The 21,157-nt window shown below is 50.0% G+C and carries 13 protein-coding genes; 8 read left to right on the top strand and 5 right to left on the bottom strand.

Going from position 1 to position 21,157, the window contains the following annotated elements; all coding sequences use genetic code 11:
* The first annotated feature begins 7 nt into the window (after positions 1-7).
* The 7 genes from NST74_RS23165 to NST74_RS23135 all read left to right on the top strand — a co-directional run bounded on the left by NST74_RS23165 (position 8) and on the right by NST74_RS23135 (position 13,659).
* On the top strand, positions 8-2,317 hold the full coding sequence (locus NST74_RS23165) for an AraC family transcriptional regulator (protein WP_341114635.1): 2,310 nt from the start codon (positions 8-10) through the stop codon (positions 2,315-2,317).
* Between the two features lie 292 nt (positions 2,318-2,609).
* Positions 2,610-3,596: an ABC transporter permease gene (locus NST74_RS23160; RefSeq protein WP_341114634.1), complete on the top strand. Its 987-nt coding sequence runs from the start codon at positions 2,610-2,612 to the stop codon at positions 3,594-3,596.
* A gap of 15 nt (positions 3,597-3,611) precedes the next feature.
* Positions 3,612-4,496, top strand: coding sequence for a carbohydrate ABC transporter permease (locus tag NST74_RS23155; protein WP_341114633.1), 885 nt, complete (start codon positions 3,612-3,614; stop codon positions 4,494-4,496).
* Between the two features lie 38 nt (positions 4,497-4,534).
* Positions 4,535-6,085 (top strand): ABC transporter substrate-binding protein, encoded by a 1,551-nt coding sequence (locus NST74_RS23150; protein ID WP_341114632.1) that lies wholly within the window; start codon positions 4,535-4,537, stop codon positions 6,083-6,085.
* Between the two features lie 290 nt (positions 6,086-6,375).
* Positions 6,376-7,056 carry a hypothetical protein gene (locus tag NST74_RS23145; protein WP_341114631.1) on the top strand — a complete coding sequence of 227 codons (681 nt, stop codon included), beginning with the start codon at positions 6,376-6,378 and terminating at the stop codon, positions 7,054-7,056.
* Positions 7,004-11,233, top strand: a complete 4,230-nt coding sequence (locus tag NST74_RS23140; protein WP_341114629.1) for a glycoside hydrolase family 2 protein — start codon at positions 7,004-7,006, stop codon at positions 11,231-11,233. The genes NST74_RS23145 and NST74_RS23140 overlap by 53 nt, the downstream gene beginning before the upstream one ends.
* A gap of 32 nt (positions 11,234-11,265) precedes the next feature.
* A complete protein-coding gene (locus tag NST74_RS23135) occupies positions 11,266-13,659 on the top strand; it encodes a GH36-type glycosyl hydrolase domain-containing protein (RefSeq protein ID WP_341114627.1) in 2,394 nt (797 codons plus the stop codon).
* Positions 13,660-13,901: 242 nt separating this feature from the next.
* Here NST74_RS23135 and NST74_RS23130 read toward each other — a convergent pair whose 3' ends face one another.
* The 5 genes from NST74_RS23130 to NST74_RS23110 all read right to left on the bottom strand — a co-directional run bounded on the left by NST74_RS23130 (position 13,902) and on the right by NST74_RS23110 (position 19,996).
* The gene (locus NST74_RS23130) at positions 13,902-14,762 is read right to left on the bottom strand and encodes an AraC family transcriptional regulator (protein WP_341114626.1); all 861 of its coding nucleotides are present in this window, start codon (positions 14,760-14,762) and stop codon (positions 13,902-13,904) included.
* Between the two features lie 96 nt (positions 14,763-14,858).
* On the bottom strand, positions 14,859-15,989 hold the full coding sequence (locus NST74_RS23125; protein WP_445668153.1) for a glycoside hydrolase family 88 protein: 1,131 nt from the start codon (positions 15,987-15,989) through the stop codon (positions 14,859-14,861).
* A 264-nt stretch (positions 15,990-16,253) separates the two neighbouring features.
* Complete coding sequence (locus NST74_RS23120) at positions 16,254-17,174, bottom strand: aldo/keto reductase (RefSeq protein WP_341114625.1); 921 nt, start codon at positions 17,172-17,174, stop codon at positions 16,254-16,256.
* 174 nt (positions 17,175-17,348) lie between these two features.
* The gene (fabV, locus tag NST74_RS23115; RefSeq protein ID WP_341114624.1) at positions 17,349-18,539 is read right to left on the bottom strand and encodes an enoyl-ACP reductase FabV; all 1,191 of its coding nucleotides are present in this window, start codon (positions 18,537-18,539) and stop codon (positions 17,349-17,351) included.
* Between the two features lie 521 nt (positions 18,540-19,060).
* Positions 19,061-19,996: an aldo/keto reductase gene (locus NST74_RS23110; protein WP_341114623.1), complete on the bottom strand. Its 936-nt coding sequence runs from the start codon at positions 19,994-19,996 to the stop codon at positions 19,061-19,063.
* Positions 19,997-20,180: 184 nt separating this feature from the next.
* On the opposite strand from NST74_RS23110, the gene NST74_RS23105 reads away from it, so the two are divergent.
* On the top strand, positions 20,181-21,155 hold the full coding sequence (locus tag NST74_RS23105; RefSeq protein WP_341114621.1) for an ornithine cyclodeaminase family protein: 975 nt from the start codon (positions 20,181-20,183) through the stop codon (positions 21,153-21,155).
* Positions 21,156-21,157: the final 2 nt, after the last annotated feature.

Genomic DNA, 21,157 nt, shown 5'->3' with positions numbered 1-21,157 from the left:
AGGACACATGAATGTACTGCAGACAATCCGTTCGCGCAAATATCTACAGCGGATTTTGCTCAGCTTTATGCTTGTTGTCGCCGTTCTGGCGGTCGCTTCGCTGGTTGTGAACTCGAGCGCCCGCGGCAAGGTACTTAGCCTGCAGAACGAAGCCGACCGGAAGCTGCTTACCCAAATTAACTACAATATAGAGAATATGAATGGTATCGTTAAGGATCTGGCAGTATCCCTTTATAATGATGAAGAGCTGCTCGCGCTGAAGTCCGGCGCAGATTACAAACAGAGCATTCTCAAGATCGAGCGCCTAAACCATACAGTGGCGGCTTCCCCGTATTTGCATGCAGCTGTCTTTTACAACGGTGCCCAGCACCGGTTCTTCTCCTCGCTGAATCATGAAATTAACAATAGTCTTCTTTACGATTCCTTGAAGAAATACATGAACTCCCGGGCTGATCTGCCGAAGCTGCAGCTGATTCCGCTGGACCTTGACGGAAAGGACGGGGGGATTGATGTGTTTGCTACATTCATTTATGACGGGGAGTCTCTTGGTTCTATCAATGACAATGTGCTGATTTTAACGGTGAAGCCGGGTTGGATGCTGGATAATATGAAAGCGCTTAATCATGTAGCGGAGCGGGAAAATGATGTGCTCTTTATCACGGACAGCGAAGGCGAGGTGCTTATTTCTACCAACGGGCAGCTGCCTGACGGGCTAAACATCAAGGCGGATTTGCTGCCGCGGATTTCCTCCTCGGATACGGTTCTTAATTCTTTTAACTATACGTATGGAGAAAGGAAATATAAGGTCACTTATCTGAGCAAAGCGATGAATAACTGGCAGATCGTCAGTATGCAGGACTACGATGTTGTGCTGGACAGCGTCCGGCAGATGAAATGGACGGAGGTAGCGGTCACGCTGTCTGTAGTCCTGCTCGCTATCCTGCTGTCCGTTTTCTTTGCATTGCGGCTGTATAAGCCGGTGGGCCAGCTGCTGACGCTGGTGCCGCAGGATGTACGCGGCGTCCCGCAGGCGAAGGATGAGCTGTCGCTGATTGCAGCCAACGTAACTGAGATGATCAGCAAGCTGAAGGGTCTGGAGCTGGAACGGGCATCGCAGTCGAATATCGCTAAGCTTTACCAGCTGCGGAGTCTGATCGGGTCAAGCGGCAGTATTGATGAACAGGCATTCCTGCAGATCAGAAAGCAGCACGGAATTGACATCGTATTTCCGTCGCCTCTGCGACTAGCCTTGGTGCAGATCGACAATCTGCAGGGACTTGCGGCAGATCCGGGACTGCCGATGGAATCCCTGCTTTACTTTGCCATTGCCAATATCGGTCAGGAGCTGTTGCGGCTTGAAGGGTCCTGCGAAGCGGCGGACATGAAAAGCGGCCATCTTGTCTTCATCGTCGGCAGTGAAGCAGGGACACTTACGAAGCTGGATGAGCGCTTTAGAGCGCTTCAGCAGACTATTTTTGACTATTACCATATTACCTTTACGGTTACGCTGAGCGAATTGTTCACAGATTACCGGTGTATATCGGAGCATTATAATCTAGCCATTCGCCACTCCAATTACCGGATGATTTTCGGCAAGGGAGTAGTGCTTGAACCTGAAATGCTTCGGGAGAATGAGGAGAATGAATCCCTTCGCATCCCGCAGGAGCTGGAAAGGCAGCTGACGGAAGGATTGAAGGGCGGGGATCTGGCGGAGACGGAGCAAGCGATACGCAAATGGAGGGAGCTGCTCGGCGGCTTCAGTTTCGAAAATATGTTCTCTGCGGTACTTCATCTTGCGGTTACATTAAGCAATACGCTTGGCGAGATGAACAATCGTAACGTCAATCCGGTGCCTTACAACCTGCAGGCCATTAACCGTCGTATTCTTGAAAAAGAGACACTGGATGAGATTGAGGGCGTACTCCTGGAGGTTGTACGCGAGGTCACAGGGCAGCGCAAGAGCGGGCGTGAAGATAAGAACAGGCTGCTCGCAGAAACAGTGAAGGAAATTATCGACAAGCATTATGCCGATCCAGATCTTAATGTGCAGCGGATTGCCGACATGCTCAAGATGAGCTCCGTCTATCTGGGCCAAGTCTTCAAAGCGCAGGAAGGAACGACCGTTGTTGACCAGATTAACGCAGCGCGTTTGAGCAGTGCCAGAGAGTGCCTGGAACAGAAGGACTTAACCGTAACTGAAATTATGGAAAAGGTCGGGTTCGGGAATGAAAGCTATTTCTACCGTTTATTCAAACGGCGTTATGGAACGACACCGAAGGAGTACCGACTGAAATCTGCCATTGACCGTAGCAGATAACCTGTGAAATTTATACTTAAGTCAGCCCGCAAATGAACCCTGTTCATTTAGCGGGCTTTTTGCTAACTAAAGGAATCTAAAAGACCCCCGCTATAAATTATCTTTCTATTACCCGCTGCTTCATCTCCGCCCGGCCAGAACAGTAAACTGGCAACAATACAGTCCCTCTTTACAGCAATCTTGCAATTGTACAGTAACGCCAAAGCTTGATTCTGCGCTATTGTTAGTCGTGCAAAGCCTGGAACACAGGCAAACAGCTGCAGCTAAGGAAGGAAAGGAAGGGGCTTGGGTTATGTTGAATAAGGTTCCACTAGCGGATCAAAGAGCAAATTCAGGTGTGCCGCCCGGAACGCGCAAAAAGAATTGGATCGGAAGAGAGCTTCATCATTTCCGGAATAACCGGGAGCTGTTTCTACTCTCACTGCCGGGATTACTGTACAAATTGATTTTTGCCTATATTCCAATGATCGGCTTGATTATCGCCTTCAAAAATTACCGGTATGATCTCGGAATCTTCGGCAGCAAGTGGGTAGGTCTGGATAACTTCCGTTATTTATTCACTACCGACACAGCGTGGCGGATTACCCGTAATACAGTTCTTTATAACATCGCTTACATTCTGGTAGGCACCTCGGCAGCGCTGCTGCTGGCGATTCTCATGAACGAAATCAAGGCAAAGTGGAGCAAGTTCTACCAGACAGCCTTGTTTCTGCCCCACTTTCTTTCCTGGGTACTGGTGGGTTACGTGGCGTACGCCTTTTTGAACCATTCTGACGGCTTTATCAATCGTACGCTGGAATCCTTCGGTCTGGACCCGGTAAGTTGGTATCAGAATGCTACACCGTGGCCGGTGATTCTTATCATGGTTCAATTATGGAAAGTGGTAGGGTTCAACACGCTGATTTATTTTGCCGGCATCATAGGTATTAACAGCGAATATTACGAGGCGGCGCGGATCGACGGGGCAACCAAAAGGCAGATGGCGTTCAAAATCACCATTCCGCTGCTGGCTCCGCTGGTCATTATTATGCTGATCCTGTCCATTGGCAACATGTTCCGCGGCGACTTTGGCCTGCATTATTTTATACCGAATAACTCAGGCTTTCTCTACGGTTCTACCGATATCATTGACACCTATGTGTACCGTGCGCTGCGCGAAGTCGGCAATGTGAGTATGTCTGCGGCTACAGGTTTCTATCAGTCGGTTGTCGGTCTGGTGCTGGTGCTGAGTGCAAACCGAATCGTGCGCAGAATCAATCCCGATCATTCCTTATGGTAAGGAGGTGCCCTGAAAGTGTCCAAGAAATTCGAATTTTCCAAGCTATTTATTAACCTGCTGTTTACGGTGCTCTCGCTGGTGGTCGTCCTGCCTTTTCTGCTCGTTATAGCAGTGTCGCTTACGGATGAAAAGTCGCTGACCGAAAACGGGTATCAGTTTATCCCTAAATCGTTCAGTCTGGATGCCTATCGCTATCTGCTGGACGCTCCCGACATTCTGCTCCGGGCTTACGGAGTGACGCTCATGGTGACCGTGATTGGCGCATTAGCCGGGCTGCTGCTGACTGCGATGACCGCATACGTCATTTCAAGGCAGGATTATCGGTATAACCGGGTGACCACATTTTATGTATTTTTCACCATGCTGTTTAGCGGGGGACTCGTTTCTTCCTACATTCTCATTACGCAATATTTGCATCTGAAAGATAGCCTGCTGGCGCTGATTCTTCCTATCCTGCTGTCACCGTTTAACATCATGGTCATGAAGGGCTTCATGTCCAAAATTCCCCTTGAGATCATTGAATCAGCCAAAATTGACGGAGCGCGGGAATTTCGCATTTTCTTCAAGATTATTTTGCCGCTGTCGACGCCAGCACTAGCTACGCTGGGTCTCCTGATTTCATTTACGTACTGGAATGAATGGTTCAACGCGATGTTATACATTGACGATCCTAATAAAGTTCCGTTGCAGCTCCTGCTGGTTCGGACGCTCAACAGTATTGAGTTTCTGACTACGAACTCGGAATTTACGCAGCAGCTTGGCATCGATCTGGCGAGTTTCCCTAACAATTCGGCGCGTATGGCGATCGCTGTGCTTGCCGGCGGACCGATGCTGGTGATCTTCCCGTTTTTTCAGCGGTTTTTCGTTAAAGGACTTACGGTTGGCTCCCTAAAGGGTTAACATACAATTACATGTACAAAGTACAGGAGGTCACTTACATGAAAAAGAGGCTGTTTGGAGTTTTGGCATCCGTATTGCTCGTTGCATCCGTGCTGTCAGGCTGCGGAGGGAACAATAACGGTGGCAACAGTAATGCCGGGAAAGGCGCGGAAGGAAGCGGAGCGGAAAGCACACAAAGCGCGGCTCCGGAATCAGGAAACGCAGGCGAGCTGAAGCCGGTTGAATTGACCTGGTATTATCCGCTGTCACAGCTTCAGGCCGACCAGGAGAAGGTACAGGAGGAAGTTAACAAAATCGTGAAGGCGAAGATTAATGCCACAGTCAAGCTAATGCCTGTTGCGATCGGAGATTATGTGCAGAAGATGAACACGGTGCTTGCGGCGGGGGAGAAGTTCGACATTCTCTGGACCGGCTACATGCTGAAGCCGGAAGAGCTGGTGCGCAAAGGAGCCATCCAGCCGATGGATGCTCTGCTTGATGAATACGCACCGGAGCTGAAGGCGGATGTACCGCAGGTGATGTGGGACGGCCTTTCGGTCGACGGGGAAATCTACGGTATCCCGAATCAGCAGATCAACGGCTCCCGTTACGGATTTATCATCCAGAAACGTTTTGCTGACAAGTATAATCTTGATACCGCTTCCATCAAGAAAATTGCAGATATTGAACCGTTCTTGGCCCAAATCAAGCAAAATGAATCGGACATTATTCCATTTGGTTTATTCGGCACTTCTTTCATCAATCCGCAGTCACATGACGACAAGTACTGGGTAGTTCCGGGACTAGATGACCATTTCTATATCAAAACAGATGATCCTACCTACACACTGCAGCGTTATCCGGAGGAAGAGCTGGACAATTTCCGACTGGCCAGCAAATGGTATAAGGAAGGTTATATTTATAAAGATGCAGCTACGGAAAAAATGAATGATTATCTCGTCAAAGGCCAAATCGCAGTCGATTTCAACGTTACACTAAAGCCCGGTGTGGAAGCTGAAGTCAAGGCCAAAAACGGCGGCAATGAGGTTATTACAGTTCCGCTCAGCGACTGGTTCTCCAACGGCTATTCGGCTACGACCAACCAATCGATCAGCCGGACCGCTCCTAATCCGGAACGTGCGATGATGTTCCTCAATCTGGTGAATACCGACAAGGAGCTGTACAATCTGCTCTGCAACGGCGTAGCTGGTGAACACTATGAGAAGACCAATGGTGAATACATCAAGGCTCTGGCAGATTCCCGTTATCTGCCGAATATGGACTGGGTTTTTGGGAGCGTATTCAATTCTTATCTGAAAGAGGGACAGCCGGAAAATGTCTGGGAAGAAACTAAAAAGATTAATTCCGATTCAGAGGTCAATCCAGTCGGCGCCTTCAAGTTCAATTCCGAGCCGGTGAATACGGAGATCGCCAACCTTAACGCTGTCTGGGGGGAATACAAACGGGGACTGGTTACTGGAACACTCGATTTCGAAGAAACCTGGCCTGCACTTTACGGCAAGCTGAAGGAAGCGGGCGAAGAGAAATACGTAGCGGAAGTAACCAAACAATTCGAGCAATTCCTTAAGGTTAAAGGATTGAAGAAGTAAGGAGATTGTAGGAACCTGCTGCTTAAGGACGGCTTCGCCCAAGGCTTAACACCGACGGTTTTCCTACATGCTGTTCGATGACATCACCTTCTCGGTTATGGCTTAAATGTTATTGGGCGCTCTTCCTGAGGGGAGAGCGCTTTATAGTTAACCTGTGAGGAGTCGTCTAAGGAATATCCCATCAATGTTCCTGCAGACAATGTCGTAATTATGCTAAACAAGGTCAGCATCGTCAAGGCCGGAAAGGATTGCCTGCAGTAACATGAGTGTGAAGGATAAGGAGGTGCGGAATGAAGCGCTGTTTATATAGAGCTGAAGAACTGGAAGGTGAGGAGGCCGCTGCTTTCTTCCGTAGCAGGGAGGTCTCTCATTCGCTTATCGACGTTATGGAGCATCTCCGAGTGGACCATTTAAGCTTGTTTGTCTGCAGCAGTCAACTGTTTCTATATTATGAATGTCTTGGAACGCCGGTTTCACCGGAAGTTTTACTGCCGGAGGTCTCGGAGCGGCTTGCCGTGTGGCCTGGAGGGAAAAAAGGGCGCCGCTGGGTGCCGATGACGGATATTTTTCATTACCAAAAGCCAATCTCCATACAGCACTGGGAGCGCCGGAGCACGGAAGGCAAGGCTTACGGACGGCTTGCGCTGCTGAAGCCAGAAGAGGCAGCCAGCTATATTTATTACCACTATCAATACCAGGAGGAACGGCCGGGGGACGGCGATAAATACGGCATGATTGGCCTGCATGAGAATGTGCTGTTTTTTTATGCGGAGCAGCCGGCTACCCGGGAGCCAGCCCCTTATGAAGGAAAACTGAAGACCCGGCTGCGGCCGGACAACTGGGCTGAAGTGATGGAGCCGCATTTTATCAAATGGGAGGAAGCGTCTAAGGGCCAGGAGCTGTGGCGGGAGCTGGAGAATGTGCTCGAAGTACGCGTCTTCCCTGGAAAGTGGGGAACAAGAGATGCGTAATCTGCTATGTCTAAACGGGGCTTGGAATTTCATGCCCTTATATGATCAGCCGCAATGCCGCAGGCTGCCCGAAATAATCAACTATGAGGAGCGCCAGCTTCAGGTGCCCTCCAGCTGGAGGCGGACCTACCCGCTTGCGGACGGCAAATCATTCGGCAGCATCCCGGAATATGAGTATGCCCCATTTGACCTGTACGGCTATCCGGAGGAGTGGGATGCCGCTGAAGCGGGTGTGCTGCACCGGAGCTTCCGCGTTCCAGAAAGCATGGCCGGGCAGAGGATCATATTACGGCTGGATGGTATTATGCAAAAGGCTGTGATCTATATTGACCGGCAGGAGGTTGGCGTTTGGGAAGACGGGTACCTGCCGCTGAGACTCGATATTACTTCCAGGGTAGAACAGGAACGGGAGCATCAATTGCATGTTGTCTGCAGCAGCTTCGACACCGTCGTGCTTCCAAACGGTATGTCAAAAATAACGGGGCTTATGGGCTCCTGGTATGGAAGAATCAGCCGGGGAATCTGGCAGGATGTTTATCTGGAAGGTATTCCTGTGCTGTCGCTGGAGGATGTTACGATCCGCACTTCCGTCAGGGAGGGACGAATAGAGGTGAAGGCTGTGGCTGCCGGATCAGGAACAGCCGGGGCCAGAGGTCCGCTAACGGTAAGGCTGGGCATCTGGGAGAAAGGCGTGCTGCGGCAGTTTTCCAGAGGGCTGGAAGCGGCAGAAGATTCCGAAGAGCCGAGAGCCGCAGCTATGGCTAGTGCTGGGATAAAAGGGAGAGAAGTAGAGCTGTTGACAGCCTCCTTGACGTCAGGCAGTGAGGAGAGTTACGAGGTGGCAGCCGAACCCGGGTCGGTTCTATCTGCGGAGTGTATAGCCGGAGCTGTTGATGCTGCCGCTGCGGAGAAACTTAGGCTGTGTGAGAACGAACGTGCTGGTGAAGTGTATAATGCCTCATTTCATCTGGATTGGAGCGGCGCCAGACTGTGGAACCCGGATGAGCCGTTTTTGTATAGTGCGGTGCTGGAACTGCTCAAAGACGGGGAAGTCATCGACCGGTATGATCAAGTATTCGGTTTCCGAGAATTCTGGTATGAAGGACCGCGGTTTATGCTGAATGGCATTCCGGTCAATCTAAGAGGCGACTCCTGGCATTTTCAGGGGGGACTTCAGATGACGGAAGCTTATATCCGTAACTGGTACCGCATCTGCCACACCGCCGGTATTAACAGTATCCGGCTGCATGCCGAGCCTTATCCTTCCGATTATGTCCGTATCGCTGATGAAGAAGGTATGCTGATCGTCGATGAGACGGCGATTTACGGCTCGGGTAAATCGATGCAGGCGGACCATCCCGCTTATGTGGAGAACTGCCGGCAGCATGTACGCCGATTAGTGCAACGCGACAAAAACCATCCATCGGTCATTCTCTGGAGCCTGCAGAACGAAATGCGCTGGGTAGACGGACGGGATGGCTTCAAACAGTATATGCCCGGCCTGATCGCGGAGATCCGTGAACTTGATCCTACTCGTCTGGTGATCGCCGAGGGGGACAACCGGCTGCTGCCAAAAGCCTGTACGGAGGTGGAAAGCCGCCATTACAATATCGACGGCACGATCAGCCAGTGGGACCGTACGGTTCCGCTGACTTTCGGCGAACACGGCGGCTGGTGGTATATTTGTCCGCAGAACAGCAGCATGTACAACGGATTGCAGGCCTACCGCGGTACGGACGAAAGCACAGCAGGGCTGGCGCTGAAGGAGCGGCTGTTTGTGGAATATGCAAGACGGCAGGGGGTTTCCGGCATTTCCACCTTTAATTTTGCCCATTATTTCATGCGGCCAATGCCGGAGCAGAATCTTACGCTGCCGCCGTCTGAACCGGGAACGCCTGGAGTGAAGCCGGAATGTGTCCCGGCCTATTCGCTGTCAATCAACAACGGTCTGCTGCCGGAGGAATACCCCCTATATCAGCCTAATCCGGCTTTTGCGATTATGGCTGAGGCGTTTAAACCTGCTGTGATCATTGCCGCTGAGTATAACAGCTGCTTCTATGATGATAAGCCGGTCTTCCGGAGCTTTGACGTATACAACGATACTTTGTCCGCACAGGAAGTTAGAATGGAGTTCATAATCTGGCAGGGGAACAAGAACGTTCATGAGCAAAGCTTCACTTTCAGTCAAAATCCTGCTGAACAAAAGGTCGTTTCGTTTTCTTGGATGCCTGTTTCTGCTGCCGACGGAGAGCAGGCGATGCTGACAGCACAGTTGTTCCACGGTGGGCAGCTGGTGCACAAGCTGCGTTTGGAGTACAGGCTCATGTCCGCAAGCCTGCTGAGTCAGCCTGTGAATGTGCGGCGGAGGTCAGCCTATTGGGGGTCGGACCTCGATTTTGAGCACATTCGCCGGCTTGTTCCGGGCTGTGAAAGAGTGGAACGTTCGCTACTGGACGATCTGCCAGCCGATTATCTGCTTATTGTCGGTAGCCGGATGGAGGACGCAGACGGCAAAGTGGAGGTACTGCTGAAGGCATTTGCCGCGCGGGGCGGCCGGCTGCTGCTGCTGGAGCAGAACCAGCTATCGCTGGGCAAGCTGCCGCTCTCGCGGCGGCCGTTCTTCCGTGCCCATGCCGGCAGCTACCTGCATCCGGTGCTCGCTGGGCTGGGTGAGAGGGATCTGATGTTCTGGCATGAAGAGCTGCGCGAAGAGGGGCCGACACCGATTATTCAGGCCGCCTTTGAGAAGCCGGTAACAGGCGACTTCTCGCTGCTGCTGGAATGCAGCACGGGCGATTTCGGAGACGGCGGCGATCTGTGGTCTCCGCTGCTGGAATACCGCAGCGGAAAGGGCCTGTTCCTGGCCAATCAGCTGGAGCTGATGGCCAATCTGGAGCAGGTTCCGCAGGCTTGCCTGCTGCTGCAGAACCTGCTGGCCTACGCCGGCGGCGGGGACACCGCCGGAGCTCAGGCCCGGCCCGCGGCTGCGCTGGTGCGCCGCGGCGGGCAGACCGCAGCGTTCCTTGAACAGCTGCGGCTGCGGTATACGGCGCTGGATAACACAGCGCCGCTCGGGGGCATGCAGGACTTCGGCCTGATCGTGGCCGAAGCCTGCATGCTGGAAGCGCCGGGAGCTGCCGAGGCGCTCCGGCGTTACGCTGAAGCCGGCGGGCAGGTGCTGCTCCTGCCGGCTTCAGCAAGCCAGCAGGCGGCGCTTGCCCGCCTGCTGGACCGCCCCGTGCGCGTGAAGCCGCACGAGGCGTATCACTTGGCGGCGGACGATGTCCATGCCGCCGTGCAGGGGTTCAGCCCAGTCGACCTGTTCGGCTTCGACAAGGTATTTCTGTCGCCGCGGGATGTACTGAACCGGGTGCTGGCTGCGGACAGCCTGGAGATACCGGACGCAACGGTTCTCTGCACGAGCGTTGAAGGTACCGCCTGGAAGGATTATTTCGTCCATGGCTACACGGCGGAATACAGCCGACTCGCATTGGTGGAGCTGAACCGCAGAAATACGCGTCCATCGGGAACCTACCTGACCGAAGTCAAGCTGGGAACAGGCTCTGTGCTTTGCTCCCAGCTCCTGACGGACCCCGGAAGTGAGAAGGCACTCCGCCTGTATTCCCGTTTGCTCGCTAATCTGGGCGCGTCATTTGCCGACGGCTTGCTGGACAGTGTGAAGGGAGATGAGGAGTGGGCCGTGGAAACCATGATGGCACTGCCTTGTCAGCCCCATGTTGATTATGAGGAGATGAAGGCGTACTACACCGATCCGGCGTTTTCTTTGAATAATCTGGGCGAAGGCCTTTACGGCTGGATGCAGAAGAAAGAGCGGCGTTCCGGCAACGGTACTTTGCGTATAGCGGATGCGGGAAGAGATCCGTGGTTTCTAAGCTGCTTTGTGCATACGCCGGAGGAATGGGAGGGAGACGGACAGCTACACCGGGGGAGGCTGCGTATCAACACAACCGCTCCTAATGAGATTTATTTGAACGGTGCTCTGGTGACAGAGCCGGAGCGGGAGCTTACGCTGCAGAGCGGACTCAACCGGCTGATTGCGATAGTTCGGGGAAGCGGCGGCGACCTCATAATTGGTCTGACCTTTCTGAATTCTGACGGCACTTATATGAAGGGCCTGGAATACCGGCTGACCCTTGACGAGGTCGAGCCGAAATAAACCCGATAATCTTATAAAGGAGCTGGAACCAAGTGAAAGCTGATCCCCATGAACATACCGATCCCAAGGATTATTATATCTTCAGGGACGAGGAGAAGGAGGTGGAATTCAAACGGCCGGATATGCCGACGCCGTGGATGAACTACCTGTCGAACGGTACCTTCCACACGATGCTGTCGCATGCGGGCGGCGGTGTAGCCTTTTACAAGTCGCCCCAGATCTGGCGCATTACGCGCTACCGTTTCTTCCATCTGCCGATGGACCGTTCAGGCCCTTATTTTTATATACAAAATGCGGAAACAGGCCGCTACTGGTGCCCGAGCAGCGAACCTGCCACAGATAAACCGGAGATGTGGAAGAGTTCCCACGGCATGGGATATACCCGGTTCGAGGCAAGTCAGGGGAGCATAGCAGCCCAAACGGTGTATTTTGTCGGGCCTTATGAAAATTCACTGATCTGGAATCTGACCTTGACCAATCAAGGCAATACTCCGCAAGAGCTCAAGGTCTATGCCTACGCCGAATTCGGTATGATGGAATTTATGCGAGAGCTGCAGTGGCAGTGCTACAACAAACATCAGGTTTCGGTGCAGTACCATGAAGCGGAGGCGCTGGTGTACCGGTACGGCGTCGAGAACCAGCCCAAACCGGAGGAGACACCGCTTGTCTATCTGACAGCGGATATGCCGCTTGCCGGTTATGACGGTGATCGCGAGGAATTCATTGGCTGTTACCGCAGCGAATCCAATCCGGCGGCAATTGAAAACGGGGGCTGCACCAACTCCACCCTGATGGGCGGCGACCCGTGCGGTGCGCTGCAGTTTAACCTGACGCTTCAGCCGGGGGAAAGTCGCACGATAAATGTCTTTCTCGGTACTGCAGCGGATGAGCAGGAGATTGTGAGGGCAGTCGCTCACTCCCGGGAAGCGGGATTCGTAGAAGCCTCCTTCCGGGCGCTGAAAGAAAATTGGGCGGATTACCTGGGTGCGTGGGAGAGCAGTCTGCCGGATAAGGATGCCGAGCGGATGATTAACATTTGGAATCCATACCAGGCGCACCGTAACTTTCTGTTTTCGCGCAACATTTCCTTTTATGCCACGGGCACGTTCAGAGGTGTCGGCTACCGGGATACCGCGCAGGATATTTTGGCGGTCGTGCCCTTTGACACGGAGCTTGCCTTTGACAAGCTGAAGCTGTTGCTCGGCCAGCAGTACAGGGACGGGCATGTGAATCACTACTTCTTTCCGAACGAAGGCTGGGACCCGGTAACGAGCATCCATTCCGATGATCATTTGTGGACTGCGCTGGCGGCATGGGATCTTCTGGCGGAAACCGGAGATGCCGCTTTTCTGAAGACCAGGGTACCTTATTATGACGGCGGTGAGGGAACGGTGTATGCGCATTTGAAGGCGGCGATTGATTTTACCGCGTCGAAGCTGGGACAAAGCGGTTTCCCGTTGATGCTTCGCTCGGACTGGAACGATCAGCTGTTCCGCGTATGCCGTGAGGGGCGAGGAGAAAGCATCTGGACGTCGATGCAGCTGGGAACGGTGCTGCTGCGGATGACTGATCTTGCGGTATTCGCCGGCCATCCGGAGGACGTCGCACAGTATGAAGCTATGTACGAGACGCAGCGGAAGCTGGTCAACAGTATCGGCTGGGACGGGAGTTGGTTCCGGAGAGCGATTATGGATGATGGTCGGTTCCTCGGCAGCGATGAACACGATGAGGCCAAAATCTGGCTCAACGCCCAGACCTGGGCCACTATGTCCGGCATGGCGGACCAAGATAAGGGCCTGAAGGCAATGGACAGTGTACGCGAAATGTTGGACACGGAGCTCGGCATCAAAAAAATTCATCCTTCTATTACCACCTTTCCCGATCCTGCGGATCCTTTGACCAATTACAATAAGGGGACGGGAGAGAACGGTGCGGTATTCTGTCATGCCAACACCTGGGCAATTATAGCTGAATGCATGCTTGGTCGGGGAGATTTGGCCTATAAATATTATCGTCAGCTGCTGCCGAATGTGGCCATGGACAAGGCGGGCTTATGGCGTTACAAAGCAGAACCTTATGTCTATGCCTCCAATCTGTTCGGGCCGGAGTCTGACAAGTTTGGTCTCGCCAATGTTTCATGGTTAACAGGCACGGCTGCATGGATGTATATCGCCGCCACCCAATATATTATAGGTGTGAAGCCCGTGCTGGAAGGCTTGTCCGTTGATCCTTGTATTCCCGCAAATTGGGAAGGGTTTACGGTAAAACGGCGTTTCAGAGGCTGTGTCTATGACATCACCGTTACGAATGTCAGCAAGGTCTGCAAAGGCGTCAAAGTAATCACCGTTGATGGAGAACAGGTGGAAGGTAATGTACTTCCCCCTTATCCCGGACGTTCATCGGTCAAGGTTGAAGTTATTCTGTAGAGAAGTACATCGCTCGTATTTTACTGGCAGGCGAGACATTCGACCTTTGGCTGCGGATCCTGCCGTTTCCAATCTGTTTCTTGTTTCATGTCTCTGTTCGTCTTTAAATAAACTTAAATCACCCTTTCGTAAAATGGCTGCTTAGTACTCCATTTTATGAAAGGGTGATTTTTTGCAGTGATCAAGAGACAGGTATTTGATGGATATTTCTATTCTTGTTTGTACCATCCAAAAAGCTGGTTTTAGCGGATGCTCCTTCTGTATTTTTCGGGTGAAATCCCTTTATTGTTTTTGAACATCTGACTGAAATATGAAGGGGAAAGATGGCCCACTTCTGCCGCAATCTCCTTAACGGGTTTAGTGGTATTGGCAAGCAGTATACAAGCTTCTCTTACACGCCGCTGCATCAGATATTCGGACAGCGTGATGCCTGAAAATTCCTTGAACAAATGCGAAATATGATAGGGTGACAGATGCATCGCGGCAGCCAGCACTTCGAGGCTGAAGGGTTCTTTGTAATGCTCATCAAGCCATTCGGTGATTCGCTCAGCATGTGAACCTCCACGCGAATGTAGCGGGCTAACTTCGGTCAAGTCACCGGACATGTGTTTTTGAAGCAGACGGATCAGCTGAAGCATCAGAAATCCGATATTTTCTTCTGTGCCAGCTGTAGAGTTATTTGTGGAATAATCTATTTCCTCCAGCAAATCAGGAATCAGGGTGTCCTGCAAATCATAGAAAACCGGCATCTGAAGGCTGCCCTTCCACATCCTGCGGAAAAACTTCTCCATTAAAGGAAAAACGGAGAGGTACTGCTCTAGAAGACTGGGGTCAAAGGTCAGATTCGTCCGGATATATGAACGGTTGGGTGTCGGAGGAACCATCACACGGTGCAGTTGATAGGGCTGAAACCAGACCAGTGTATGATCCCGGATAGGGTAGATTTGATTCTCTGCCATGATTTCCCCGCGGCCGGTGTAAATATATAGTATTTCAATTCCCCGATGTGCGTGAAACCAATGGGCTTCCTCATTTTCATATTTATAATTGTACATAAATAAATTAGGTTTAAATCTTTGGGGTAAATGATCGTTCCTGTTCATGGAACACTCCCTTAATAACCGTTATTAATTACAGTATAGATCATTCAGTTCATATCAGCCACGGGTGACACGGGGGGGGGCTGATGCGTAATCACTTTAGTACTCATACCAATATCCCGGGACACCTTTCTGCAGACGCAGCAGCGCTTCCAGAAAGAAATAGTCACCCCAGATCATGAAATCATCGGGAGATGAATTTCCTCTGACAGAATAGGAGCCATGCCGCAGAAAACCCTCTTCAGATGGACTGCCTGCGGTAAAGTAGCGGTTCAACAGGGAATCCATAGACTTCTCTACGGCCTCACCAAACAATGCCCGCTGCGGGTCATCCTCCGGCAAATGTTCCAGCAACTCCAGGAGTCCGCACACAAAGATGGCGGAAGCCGAACTGTCGCGGGGCGTGGAATCCTCCTGCGGCAAATCGAAATCCCAATACGCAACATGATCAGCAGGAAGATGCTCCCAAAAATATCGGGCCATTCTTATGGAGGTATCCAGATAATGCGGCTCTTTGAAATAGCGGTAGGCTAAGGCAAAGCCATAGACACCCCAAGCCTGTCCACGTGTCCAAGTTGAACCATCCTGATAGCCCTGTGCGGTTCCTCCACGGATGGCATTGCCCGTCAGTTGGTCGAAATAAAAAGTATGAAAGGAGGAATCATCTCCTCTCACCAGAAACCGCCGGCTCTTCTCGGCATGAATCTTCGCGTAATCCGCATAGCTGCTGTCTCCAGTCTGCTCGGTTGCCCAATAGAGCAGGGGAAGATTCATCAGGCAGTCAATAATAATCCGGGCTCCGTTATCATGATCGCCTTCCGGTCCCCAGGCTTGAAACAGCTGCGGGACAGAGCGCCAGCGTTTCATTAGGATGTCTGCTGCCTGCAACGCCAGCAGACGCGATTCTTCATCCTTATCAACGATCCAGCGGGCCTTGGCGGACAGCGAATACAGAAAGCCGATGTCATGGTGATCGAGCTCCTGTTCCGCTTCCATGCGCTTCTTGAAAGAATCAACCGTTTGGATGGCTGCAGCGTGAATCTCCGGGTCTTTGCTGTATTCATAGCTCAGCCACAAAATACCTGACCAGAATCCTTCCGTCCAGCCGGTATGGTCAGTTAAATGATATTTGCCGTCTCCCAAGCTTACAATTGGAAAAGAGTCACCAAAGCGCTTAATGTTAAGGCGGGTGGTGGAGAGCGTGTGTTCAATCGCCGATTTCCAGTTCATAATAACCTCCATAGTATTGCTAAATTGTTATTATGTTCATTATATGCCTAGTGTTGTATTGATTTGTTGTGCAAATGGTTAGCTGAATTGCGGTTAAGAACGGGAGTGTCTAAGCTTTGATTTATGGAGTATAACCGTTGTCCGCCCCCAGTTGGCAGAGCAGTTGACTCTTAATCAATTTGTGCAGGCTTCAAATCTCTGAGAGTCCATCCAAAAAGAAAAACCACGAGGTACGTTATTAACGTATTTCGTGGTTTTTTATACTTATGGAAGTATATTGCCGGCAGCTCGGTATATTTCATACCATTCTGGTCGGGTGAGCGTAATATCTGAAGCCTTGGCAATATCCCGCAATCGCTGCGTATTGGTTGTACCGACAACAGGCTGCATATTTGCCGGATGTCTGAGAATCCAGGCGATGGCAATAGCAGTATTGGTCACCTCTTTTTCAGCAGCTAGGCGGTTAATGACCTCATTCAATTCAGGGAACTTGTCGTTATCCAAGAACACACCTTCAAAGAAGCCGTATTGGAAAGGTGACCATGGCTGAATGGTCATGTCATGTAGACGGCTGTACTCCAAAATCCCGCCATCATGGACAACCGAACCGGAGTTAGTCATATTTACATTGAAGCCGGTATCAATCATACCCGTAAACATAATACTCAATTGCAGCTGGTTGAACAGGAGCGGTTGCTTAACATTTTTCTTGAGTAGCTCGATTTGCAGCGGGTTTTGGTTGCTCACCCCAAAATGCTTGACCAATCCTTTGCTCTCCAGAATGTCAAAAGCCTCAGCCACCTCTTCAGGTTCGAACAGCGTGTCAGGACGATGAAGCAGGAGCACATCGATATAATCGGTCTTTAAGCGTTTAAGGCTGCCCTCCACGGATTGGAGAATATGCTCTTTAGAGAAATCAAAATAGCCCTTGCGGATTCCGCATTTGGTTTGGATCAGCATTTTTTCACGCATACCAGGATTATTCTGAAGTACTCCTGCGAATACTTCTTCAGCTTTGCCGTCTGCGTAAATGTCAGCATGATCAAAGAAGTCTATTCCGAGCTCCAACGCACTATGTACATGTGTATCAGCTTCTTTTGCAGACAAATCCGCGATCCGCATACAGCCAAGCGAAATTTGGGATACGTCTAGTACACCATTCGCTACACTAATTTTTTTAACCATGAGTGATTCACTCCTTCGAATGTAAGTAGAACTTGCAGTATTCTATCAAACCATAACATATAGAGGGAGGCTAAGCCAATATATCCTGTGTCGTATTGAAAGGTATGCTTAGAAAAATAAAAGAGGCGGCCACATCAGTAGAATTCACTACTTTGCGGACCACCTCATTAGCATTTAGACCATATTAGGAATGTCGACATTCGGATCAATATCAGCTTCGTAGTCTACGCCATCTGTTCTGAAGCCAAATAGATTGAAGAAGTCTTGGCGGTAGCCTTCAAGATCAGCTAGGTCGGCAGCGTTCTCAGTTGTCAGCTCGTCCCAACGTTTCATAACCTCAGTCTGCACATCTTCGCGCATTTCCCAGTCATCAATACGAATCAGGCAGCTTCCGTCAGTAGTAGCCTTGCCTTCTCCATATAGGTGCTCAGAGAACAAGCGGTACATTTGTTCAATACAGTTCTCATGCAGGCCTTTTTCCTTCATTACTTCGTAAAGTGCAGAGATATAAAGGGGCACTACAGGAATCGCTGAGCTGGACTGTGTTACAAGCGCCTTATTAACGGATACAAAGGCACGTCCGCCTTTTGACGCAAGAAGGTCATTCATTTGGATCGCAGTCTGTTCCAGATCATGCTTGGCTTGTCCAATGGTTCCGTCCCGATAGATAGGGTGAGTGATTTCAGGTCCGATGTAGGAGTAAGCAACGGTAGTAGCACCGTCTGCAAGGACACCAGCTGCTTGAAGCTGATCAATCCACATTCTCCAGTCTTCACCGCCCATAACGGCGATTGTCTGACGTACCTCTTCTTCCGTAGCAGGCTCAATAGTGGTCATGGATACTTCACCTGTGTGGAAGTTCAAGGTTTTATTTGAATAAGCTGTTCCCACTGGTTTAATTACGGAGGAGAAGGTTTCTCCTGTTACCGGATGGGTACGACGAGGTGAAGCGACACTATAAATAACTAAATCGACAGTGCCATATTCAGCTTTAATCAATTCAATGGTCTTTTCTTTAATAGCATCAGAGAAGGCATCGCCAACTATGCTGTGTGATTTAAGCCCAAGCGCTGCTGCTTGTTGTTCAAAGGCAGCGGAGTTATACCAGCCTGCAGAAGCGGTACGCTGACCTTCCGCAGCTTTATCGAAGAACACACCAATGGTATTGGCGCCAGCACCAAAGGCAGCTGAAATTCTAGAAGCTAGTCCGTATCCGGTAGAAGCACCAATGACAAGTACATTCGCAGGTCCCTCAATTTTCTTTTGTGCTTTTACATATTCAATTTGTTGTTCTATTTGTTTGGCGCATCCCTCTGGATGGGCTGTTGTGCATATAAATCCGCGTGTTTTAGGTTGAATAATCATCAAGGAATTCCCCTTTGTATAAAAATTTAAGTCTACTGATACACAGAGAAAGTATAGCAAACAATATTTACTAATACAAAGAATTTAGGATATTAATAAGAAACACTACTCTGAGTTTTTAGCGGTTAGACAAGGATCGCTACTCCGTGGCTCGCTGGCAGGCTGCACCGCTGAAACTTAATACATCCACTGCGATTTACGGACCTCACTGACGTTATTCCTTAGAAAAAGGTCCTTATTGGATGTATTACATGCCAAAAGCGGCTATGGGGTCCGTTAGGATTCCAAATAAGTAATCATGCTCTGTTTAAGGTCAGCTGTGTCCGATAGCAGCTGTGCATGTGGGCATGTTAGTTAAAGATGTTCTTCCAACGAATCCAACGAATGAAATGCAGCGCAATGAACGTAACAAACCAATCAAACCGCTCAAATAATAGAACAAAGCAAAAAGGGGCTGCCCCAGTAGCCATTTCATGACTTCTAGGACAGCCCCCTTTACATTACTTACATATAAGGCGCTATTACGCCTTAAAGATTAAATCAATCGCTCTGATCTCTTCAGATGACAGTTGAACCTTTAGCGTTTCCAGGTTCGATACGATCTGCTCTGGACGTTTAGCACCGGGAATAAGTGCATCTATAGAAGGTACAGTCAAATACCATGCGAGCACCACATGAGCGACTTCAACACCTTTGGCATCGGCAATTTGGCGAACCTTGTCGACTTTCTCCAAGTTTTTAGCAAAAGTCTCCCCTTGGAACAGTGGGTCGTTCTTTCTAATGTCGCTGAATGTATCGCCTTGCTTATATTTACCGCCAAGCAGGCCGGATGCAAGAGGGAAATAAGGAACGAAGGAAATACCATGCTCCTGTGTATAAGGGAGCAAATCTTTTTCCGCATCACGATGCAATAAATTGTAGTGGGATTGAAGAACATCTACATGCCCGTCTTTGTTGGCTTCTCTCAGCTGTTCAATGGAGAAGTTGGAGACCCCAATTGCTCTGATCTTTCCTTCATCTTTCAGCTTCTTAAGCTCGCCAACAGCTTCATCTTTAGGTGTGCTTTCATCCGGGAAATGAATATAGTAAAGATCGATATAATCGGTCTGGAGGCGTTTCAGGCTGTCTTCTACAGATTGTCTTAGAAAAGCTGGAGAGTTGTCGATTGTAACCTTATCACCAGTAATCTTGTGAGCGCCCTTAGTAGCAATGACCACCTTGTCACGGCCGCCTCTTTCTTTCAGCACTTCTCCAATCAGTTCCTCAGATCTACCTGGACCATAAATATATGCGGTATCAATGAAATTGATCCCATGATCAAGAGCGTTACGAACGATGTTTTTACCAGTCTCATCATTTAAGCCGGGAAATAAATTATGCCCACCAACAGCATTGGCACCCAGTCCGAGAGGGAGTACCTGCAAATTTGTTCTACCTAAAGTTATTTTACTAGACATAATCAATCGTCAGCTCCTTAAAATAGAATATGAACTATATTAAGTATAGCTAATGGCTCGTGGTAAAACAAATTCATGGCTTCCAGCTTTATACATGAATAATTAAAGCGTATAAGTTATGATATAAAGAATAATTTTGCATTCCCACATTTGTTGTCACAATGAAGTAAAGGAGGGTTGTCTTATGCTAGTCATTAATCAAAATGAAGTGACTGAGCTATTAGCAATGGAGTCTTGCATCACAGTGATGGAATCCGTTTTGAAGGACTTGTCCGCTGGACAAGCTGTACAGAGCTTAAGACAAGTACTCCCGCTGCACCAAGGCAACCTGATTGGCTTAATGCCGGGCTATTTGCAGGGAGAAGAAGTAGCAGGAGCCAAAATCATTAGTGTATTCCCAAGCAATCATGGCTCAGGTCTACCTTCCCATCAAGGACTTGTTACGCTATTCGATTCTTCTACCGGTGTTCTGAAAGCCGTAGTAGATGGACTAAAGATTACGGCAATTCGCACAGCGGCTGTTAGCGCAGTAGCCACTCGCTATCTGGCCAGAGAAGATGCTGAAGTGCTTGCCATTCTTGGTACGGGCGAACAAGCCAAAAGCCATCTGGAAGCGATGCTGCTGGTTCGATCCATACGTGAGGTCAGAGTTTGGAGTAGGACACTTGCAAAAGCAAGAGACTTCCAAGCGGAGATGAGCCGTAAATATGGTATGGAGATCGTTGTAGCTGAGTCTGTACAAGAGGCAGTCAGCCCAGCAGATATCATTTGTACCGTAACAGCATCCACAGAGCCTGTACTTAAAGGAGAATGGCTGAAGTCCGGTGTTCACATCAATGCGGTTGGAGCGTGCAGACCAGCGGATCGTGAGCTGGATTCGGAGGCCGTCCGGTTAGCTAAGTTGTATGTAGACCGATTGGAATCCACGCATAATGAATCTGGGGATTATTTAATTCCGCTGAACGAAGGCGTGATCACTTCAGGCCATATCATCGGTGAAATGGGTGAACTGATCAGCGGGAGTATCGAGGGTAGAACTACAGCTGATGAGATCACTCTTTTTAAAGGACTAGGACTTGCCATAGAGGATTTAGCAGCAGCTAACTTCATTTATAATGAAGCAATTAGATTACAAAAAGGGATTGAAATTGCATTCTAAGG

It is taken from the genome of Paenibacillus sp. FSL F4-0125 (assembly GCF_038008565.1).
Lineage (GTDB): Bacteria > Bacillota > Bacilli > Paenibacillales > Paenibacillaceae > Paenibacillus_AQ.
Note: the sequence above shows the minus strand (reverse complement) of the source record. Positions and strands in the feature narration are given on the sequence as shown.

Coding starts and splice junctions, on each gene's coding strand:
- fabV (WP_341114624.1), bottom strand. CDS start 18,539: ATGATTATTCAACCTAAAACACGCGGATTTATATGCACAACAGCCCAT.
- NST74_RS23150 (WP_341114632.1), top strand. CDS start 4,535: ATGAAAAAGAGGCTGTTTGGAGTTTTGGCATCCGTATTGCTCGTTGCA.
- NST74_RS23110 (WP_341114623.1), bottom strand. CDS start 19,996: ATGTCTAGTAAAATAACTTTAGGTAGAACAAATTTGCAGGTACTCCCT.
- NST74_RS23140 (WP_341114629.1), top strand. CDS start 7,004: ATGTGCTCGAAGTACGCGTCTTCCCTGGAAAGTGGGGAACAAGAGATG.
- NST74_RS23105 (WP_341114621.1), top strand. CDS start 20,181: ATGCTAGTCATTAATCAAAATGAAGTGACTGAGCTATTAGCAATGGAG.
- NST74_RS23145 (WP_341114631.1), top strand. CDS start 6,376: ATGAAGCGCTGTTTATATAGAGCTGAAGAACTGGAAGGTGAGGAGGCC.
- NST74_RS23120 (WP_341114625.1), bottom strand. CDS start 17,174: ATGGTTAAAAAAATTAGTGTAGCGAATGGTGTACTAGACGTATCCCAA.
- NST74_RS23125 (WP_445668153.1), bottom strand. CDS start 15,989: ATGAACTGGAAATCGGCGATTGAACACACGCTCTCCACCACCCGCCTT.
- NST74_RS23160 (WP_341114634.1), top strand. CDS start 2,610: ATGTTGAATAAGGTTCCACTAGCGGATCAAAGAGCAAATTCAGGTGTG.
- NST74_RS23165 (WP_341114635.1), top strand. CDS start 8: ATGAATGTACTGCAGACAATCCGTTCGCGCAAATATCTACAGCGGATT.
- NST74_RS23130 (WP_341114626.1), bottom strand. CDS start 14,762: ATGAACAGGAACGATCATTTACCCCAAAGATTTAAACCTAATTTATTT.